Origin of the sequence: Corallococcus aberystwythensis, from assembly GCF_003612165.1 — a bacterium.
Lineage (GTDB): Bacteria > Myxococcota > Myxococcia > Myxococcales > Myxococcaceae > Corallococcus > Corallococcus aberystwythensis.
Genome location: NZ_RAWK01000393.1, coordinates 1 through 6,781, shown reverse-complemented (window position 1 = coordinate 6,781; position 6,781 = coordinate 1). Strand labels below are relative to the sequence as shown.

The window sequence follows — 6,781 nt, the reverse complement described above, 5'->3', positions numbered from 1 at the left end:
GCCCGCCCCGCCGGCACCGCACGGACCGGGTCAACGCCCACCACCGCACAGATCGTTTCAGCGGACGTGCATGCGCGGGCCCGCCCGTCCGCCAGCAGGGCATTGCAGCCCGCCGCGGCCGGCTGCCAGACGTCCCCGGGCAGGGCGAACACCGGCCGGCCCTGCGCCAGCGCCGCGTCGGCCGTGTAGAGGGCCCCGGAGTCCGCTCCCGCCCGCATCACCAGCACCGCGTCCGACGCGCCAGCGATGAGCCGGTTGCGCCGGGGAAAGGTCGTCGTGCTCGCCCGCACTCCGGGCGGCAGCTCGCTGAAGAACACCCCACCCCGCTCCAGGAAGTGGGGCAGCAGCCGGGCCTGCGCGGGGTCCAACGCGTCCAGCGCGGAGCCCAGGAAGGCCCACGTCTCCCCGCCCACGTCCAGGGCGCCCCAGTGGCACGCCCGGTCCACGCCCTCCGCCGCGCCCGACACCACCCCCACCCCGGCCTCCGACACCTTCCGGGCGAAGGTGCGCGCGAACGGAAGGAAGCCCTGGTCCGGGTGGCGGCTGCCCACCATGGCCAGCCGGCGCCGGGGAGGCCCCGGGTCCCCCAGGTGGAACAGGAGCGGCGGCGCGTCCTCCAGGCCCACCAGCAGGGCTGGAAAGGCCGGAGTGCCCGCGAAGGCCACCTGGAGCCCTGCCCGTGCACAGGCCTCTTCCGTCCGGGACGCCAGGGTGTCCAGCGATGCGACGGCGGCCAGCCGCTGGCGGACGGGGGCAGGCACCGGCACGTCGGACACCCAGTCCCGCACGGGCGTGGAGGCGAGCCGGGACAGCGCCCCGCCCGCGAACGCGCGCACGGCGGCCAACGTCCGGGGCCCCAGGCCTGCAATGGCCCAGAGCGCCAGGGTGGCGCGCTGCTCGTCCCAGTGTGGGTTGATGTCCGTGTTTGTGTCCGCCATGCCGTCCCCCGCCTGTCTCCCACCTATATAGAGGTGGTCTCGGGAGGGGCGTGACACATAACACCCGAACTTCGGGGGTCAAGCGACCCGCCCTTCCCGGGCGGGCCGGAATGCAGCTTTCCTGCCGTTCGACGCCCGCGGCCTTAGCGGCTGGCGGTGGGCGTTCCGTCCTTGCGCATGGTGGCGCGGTCGCCGGCGGAGATCTCCGTCAGGGAGCGGGTCAGCAGGCAGTTGGAGGTGCGCTCACGCACTTCGGTGACCATGCACTGGGCCACGGCCTCCCAGGGGTAGGCCTTCTGGCCCTTGCCCGCGTCGCCCATCTTGTAGTCGCTGCGGCCGAGCACATCCAGGCTGGGGTCGCCCCGGCGCTCGATGGTGAAGGTGTTGCCCACCTGCACGCCGTCCGCGGTGCCGCGGTCCACGACGACGAAGTTGTGCTCGCCCAGCAGCGTCTGGCCCGGCGTCATCGGCGTGAGCACGTAGCCGGGGATCTCCTTGCTGTTCGGCTTGGGGGCGACGCGCTCGGACAGCTTCTCGCTGGAGGGTCCCACCAGGTCGCCGCGGGCGATGGGGTCCCACGTCTCCATGATGCGGGCGGTCACCACGTCGTTGGTGATGGAGACGACCTGCACCGTGCCCAGGAGCTCCGTGAGGTAGCCCGTGCGCGCGTTCGTCACCGGGTGCTTCACCTCTTCCACGGTGTGGAAGATGACGTAGCGGTCGCCCACCTTGGCGGCGCCGCGCTTCTTGAAGCGCAGGTAGACCTTCTCCGGGGCGGAGAGCATCAGCGCCTCGGACGTCGAGCCCTCGATGCGGCCCGCCTCGTCCAACTCGCGCGTCGTCACGAAGCCCTTGGTCGTCACCGGGCTCGCGTTGGACGGGTCGTAGCCGATCTTGCCGACCACGGACACCAGGCTGCCGCCGCTCACGTCCGTGGGCGCGGACATGTCGTCGGAGGGCAGGTCACCGGCCTCCACGCGCGAGGGGACCTCCTCGCCGCCGGGGAAGAACTTCACGTTGTTGCCCGGGTAGATCCAATGCGGGTTGGCGATCTGCGGGTTGTAGGACCAGACCTTGGGCCAGTACCAGGGGCTGCCCAGGTAGCGCTGGGACAGGTCCCACAGCGTGTCGCCGGTCTCCACGGTGTGCACCTGGCCGGGCGCGGTCTCACGGCCCTGCGGCGCGCCGGGCGGGAGCGTGACGGAGGTGGGGCGCTGCTCCACGTCGTCGGAGATGTCCTGCCCTTCCGTCTCGGTGGAGGCCGGCTGGGGCTCCTCCTCCTGCGCGTCCTGGGCGAAAGCCGTCCATGCCGGCGCGACGGTGAGGGGCACGAGCAGGGTGGCGAGGATCCGGGAGCGCATCGGAGGACGTCCTTTCACAAAAAGGGCTTACGGCGAGAGCGCGGCGAGCCGCTGCTCCGCCTGCGTGGCGGCGGCCGTCCCCGGGAACTGGGTGACGACGCGGGTATAGAGGGCACGGGCATCCACGGCCTGGTTCAGCCGCACCCGGCACTCCGCGAGCCGGAGCATGCCGTCCTGGACGGCGTCCCCGGCGGGGTAGTTCTTGATGAGCTTTTCGAACGTCTTCGCCGCGCCGGCCGCGTCCTTGAGGCCCATCTGGCCCAGGCCGCTGAAGTACAGGGCGTTGTCGGCGCGGGGGTGGCGCGGGTTCTCCGACGCGAAGCGCGTGAGCGTCTCCACGCCGCCCTCCACGTTGCCGGTGCGCAGCATGGCCACCGCGCGCTCGTACTCGGCGTCGAGGATGTCCGGATCCTTCTCCGGCGGCTCCATGCTCATGCGGGCCGGCGTCCCCGAGCCCGTCATGGAGCCCGTCACCGAGCCCGTTCCCGACGAGCCCTCCGCCGGGGAGATGAACATCTCCATCTGATCCGTGTCCGGCTCCACCACCGCCACCGCCGTGTTGATGCGCGGAGCGGGTTCCTTCTTCGGCTTGAGCCGCACCACCGTCAGCTCCGCCGGGGCCATGCCCAGCGCCTCGCCTTTTTCAGGCGAAGCGGCGTCCGGCTTCGCGCTCGCGGCGGCCGACGGGGATGCGGCGGGGGCCGGGGCCACGGCCCGGGCGCGGGAGACGGCGTCGCGGCTCTCCAGCCGCTCCAGTCGCTCCATCAGCGAGGCCTGAGAGGCGCGCAGCGTGCGCACCTCCGCCTCCAGCCGGCCCACTTCCGTCTGGGAAGCAGCGGTGGTGGCGCAGGCGGTCGGCGCGGACAGCGCGACAGCGGCAAACAGGCGGAAGAGGAAGGGACGCACCGGCACGAGCCTGGACGGAGGGGATTCCAGGTCGAGGATAGGAAGGCCGGTCGGAAACCGTCAAGAAAACGACCCGGGCGGGCCTCCGCTAGAAGCGGTGCAGCACGTAGTTGAGGTGACGCCCGGTGCGTCCTGCGTCCCGCCGGTGGGAGAAGAACCGGTCGCGATCACACGCCGTACAGGCCTGTAGCACGTCCACCTGGGCGGGCCGGAGCCCCGCCTTGAGGAGGGATGACTTCACTGCGTGTGGCAGGTCCAGGTGCGGTTTGCCGCCCTCGCGGACGGTGTCCGGGCCGAAGCGCGCGCGGAAACGGTCCCCCAACTCAGGGGACACCTCGTAGCAGCACGCCTGGATGCAGGGGCCCACCGCCGCCAGCAGGTCCTCCGGCCGGCTGCCTCGCGCCACCAGGGCCTCCACGGTGCGGGCGCTGATCTCCAGGTCCGTGCCCTTCCATCCGGAGTGCACCGCCGCCACGCGCCTGCCTCGCGGATCCACGATCAGCACCGGCACGCAGTCCGCGGTGCCCACCGCCACCCAGCTCCCCTCCCCTTGCGTCCACAGGGCATCCGCTTCGCCCAGCGTCGGGCGCAGCACCTCGTCCGCTTCGCCGCGCGCCTCCAGCACCGTGTCGCCGTGCACCTGAGACACCCGGCAGAGCGCGCCCAGCCCGGCGCCCGCGGCCCGGGCCAGCCGGCGGTGGTTCTCCTCCACGCGCGGACGCTCGTCGCCCACGGAGAAGCCCAGGTTCAGCGACGCGTAGGGCCCTTCGGACACCCCTCCCGCGCGCGTGGCGAAGCCGTGCGGCACCGGCAGCAGCGCGGACGTGAGGAACTCAGGCGTGGACATGGGCGGACTCCAATCTCCGGGCGCGGCCTTCAGGAATGCGTCCACCGTGCCATGGGCGCAGCCCCTGAAAACAGGAACATGCTGGGAAAAAACACTCCTGGTTCAATATTTCGACGTCGGTACGTTTGACAGGGCGTGTCATGCCCCTGAGAATTTTGAACACTCCGGCACTCGCGGACAGACCGCGAGGGCGCGGAGCACACTGCGCCCCGCACATGGCCCTCGGTTCCGAGACGATTGGCAGGAAGCTCTTGTGGAGCATCGCCCTGCCCGGTTTGGTGGTGGCGCTCCTGGGCGTGGGGCACTTCTCCCGCGAAGCGCGGCAGGCGGTGCGTGAGGGCACGCACCTGGAAGCGCTCGCGCTGGCGGAGGCCGTCGCCTCCACCTTCACGCTGCCGCAGGCACCGGGCGCGGCTCCGCATGGCGCGGTGGCGGACGTGATGTCGGCGGACACGCGGCTGTTCCGCTCCGTGGAGGACCTGCGGGTGCTGACGCCGAACGGGCGCATCCGCTGGAGTCGGCGGCCGGCCGAGCAGGGCCATCCGCATCCGGAGGCCGAGCGGCTGTCCGCGACAGGGCCGGAGACGGCGCGCTCCAGCGACCGCGGCACGGAGGTGGTGCGGCCCCTGGGCGGTCCGGAGTGCTCCGGCTGCCACACTGGCGAGGCCGCGCAGCGCATGGGGGTGCTCCAGGTGCGCCTGGGCAAGCCCGCGCTGCACCGCCAGCTCCAGACGGTGTTGCAGGACGCGCTGGGCGCGATGGTGTTCTTCGTGGGCATCCTGGCGCTCGTCACCTGGCTGTCCCTGCGCTTCGTGCTCACCGCGCCGCTCAAGCGGCTGAGCGAGGCCATGGGGCGCGCCGCGGACGGGGACCTGCTGGTGCGCGCCGAGGCGAAGGGCACGGACGAGATTTCGCGCCTGGGCGCGGCCTTCAACGCGATGCTCGCGCGGCTCACCTCCATGAAGGTGGAGGAGATCGACACGCACCGCGACCTCCAGCTGGTGAAGGAGAAGCTGGCGCTGAAGGACGAGCTGGAGGGGCGCCTGCGGGAGCTGTCGCTGCTGTTCGACGTGGCGCGCTCGCTCAACACCACGCTGGAGCTGGACGAGCTCCTGTCGCGCATCACCCACCTGGTGGTGGAGCGGCTGCACATCCCCGACTTCTCCATCATGCTCCTCAACGAGGAGGGGCTGCTGGAGGTGAAGCACGCATGGCCGCAGGGCCGGGGCCTGGAGGGCCACACCTTCGCCATGGGCGAGGGCGCGTGCGGACGGGCCGCCCAGACGCGCAAGGCGGTGTACCTACCGGACCTGACGGACAGCACCAGCATCTTCGCGCGGCGCGGGCTGCGCGGCGGCTCCGAGCGGGGCTCGCTGCTGGCGGTGCCCGTGGTGCACGCGGAGACGCTGCTGGGCGTCATCAACTTCCAGCGGCCGGAGACGGCGAGCATCTCCGCGGAGGAGATCGAGCTCTTCACCGCGGTGGCGGATCAGGCCGCGACGGCGGTGACGAACGCGCGCCTGCACGCGGAGACCGTGAAGCTCACGCTGACGGACACGCTCACGGGCGTGCCCAACCGCCGTCACCTCTTCCAGCGGCTGGACCTGGAGCTGGCGCGGGCCCAGCGCTTCGGCGTGCCGCTGGCGCTGCTGATGGTGGACGTGGACCACTTCAAGCGGCTCAACGACCTGGCCGGACACCGCGCCGGGGATGAGACGCTGCGCCGCGTGTCCGACGTGCTGCGCACCCGCGCGCGCAAGGTGGACACGCTGGGACGCTACGGTGGCGAGGAGTTCGTGCTGCTCCTGCCGCAGGTGTCCAAGGCCACGGCGGTGGAGGTCGCGGAGACGCTGCGCCGCGCGGTGGCGGAGTCCGTCACGCTCAGCCGTCCGGGGCTGCCCGGAGGACATGTCACGGTGTCCATTGGCGTCTCGCACTTCCCCACGGACGCGACGTCGCAGGACGCGCTGGTGGACTGCGCGGACTCGGCGCTCTATTGCAGCAAGCGCACGGGGCGCAACCGCGTGACGGCGTTCGAGCCCGGCATGGAGGTGCACCCGGGCCGCGAGCGCAGCATCACCGCGCCCCCCACGGACGCGCCCTCCACGCCTCCCGCGCCCTCGGGCATCGCGAAGGCGTAGGAGCGCAGGGCGGAAGGAAGCGCCCTGCCCTGCCGCCGGGCCGGGTCCTACCGCTGCACGAGCGTGCGGACCACGGGGAGCATCAGGTCCGCCCACTCGTCGTAGCCCGCCGCGGACGGGTGGAAGCCATCCGAGCAGAAGAAGTCCGGACGCCGGGGGATCATCTCCCGGCTGGATTCGTAGAGGTCCACCAGGTGGAGCCCGTGGGCGCGGGCCACCGAGGCGATGGCTGTGTTGAACGGCTCGATGCGCCCTTCGTACAGCGCGCTGGGCACCATCTTCGCGATGGGCGCGAGCGCCATGTCCGCGATGTTCACCACCACCATGGACGCGCCGGTCTGCTTCAGCCGCCGGGCGATGCGGTCCAGGTCGTCCTGGAACTCCGCCACCTCGGTGCCGCGCCAGATGTCGTTGGTGCCCACGCCCAATGTGATCAGCGTGGGCTGCAACGCGATGACGCGCTTGAGGGCGTTGTTGACGACGTCGCGCACGCGCGCGCCGCTCTGCCCCAGGTTGGTATGGCCCACGGGGAGGCCGCCCTGCCGGAGGCGGGAGGCGAGCCGGTCGGGATAGCCCCCGCCCTGCGAC

Annotated in this window: 6 protein-coding genes; 1 reads left to right on the top strand and 5 read right to left on the bottom strand. The window is 71.9% G+C overall.

The annotated features are described in order from the left end of the window. The 4 genes from D7W81_RS38600 to pgeF all read right to left on the bottom strand — a co-directional run. Nucleotides 1-938, bottom strand: a 938-nt coding sequence (locus D7W81_RS38600; protein ID WP_147445781.1) for a DNA-processing protein DprA, incomplete at its 3' end; no start/stop codon positions are given. Nucleotides 939-1,081: 143 nt separating this feature from the next. Beyond that, nucleotides 1,082-2,299 carry a LysM peptidoglycan-binding domain-containing protein gene (locus D7W81_RS38595; RefSeq protein WP_120560352.1) on the bottom strand — a complete coding sequence of 406 codons (1,218 nt, stop codon included), beginning with the start codon at nucleotides 2,297-2,299 and terminating at the stop codon, nucleotides 1,082-1,084. Nucleotides 2,300-2,326: 27 nt separating this feature from the next. Continuing rightward, entirely contained in the window at nucleotides 2,327-3,205 is an 879-nt protein-coding gene (locus tag D7W81_RS38590; RefSeq protein ID WP_438503400.1) for a tetratricopeptide repeat protein, read from the bottom strand. Nucleotides 3,206-3,293: 88 nt separating this feature from the next. After that, complete coding sequence (pgeF, locus tag D7W81_RS38585) at nucleotides 3,294-4,052, bottom strand: peptidoglycan editing factor PgeF (RefSeq protein ID WP_120560350.1); 759 nt, start codon at nucleotides 4,050-4,052, stop codon at nucleotides 3,294-3,296. 215 nt (nucleotides 4,053-4,267) lie between these two features. Between pgeF and D7W81_RS38580 the strand changes: the two genes are divergently transcribed. Then, nucleotides 4,268-6,193 carry a GGDEF domain-containing protein gene (locus tag D7W81_RS38580; RefSeq protein ID WP_120560349.1) on the top strand — a complete coding sequence of 642 codons (1,926 nt, stop codon included), beginning with the start codon at nucleotides 4,268-4,270 and terminating at the stop codon, nucleotides 6,191-6,193. 47 nt (nucleotides 6,194-6,240) lie between these two features. Here D7W81_RS38580 and D7W81_RS38575 read toward each other — a convergent pair. Further along, on the bottom strand, nucleotides 6,241-6,781 hold a 541-nt coding region (locus tag D7W81_RS38575; RefSeq protein WP_147445780.1), incomplete at its 5' end, for an SGNH/GDSL hydrolase family protein.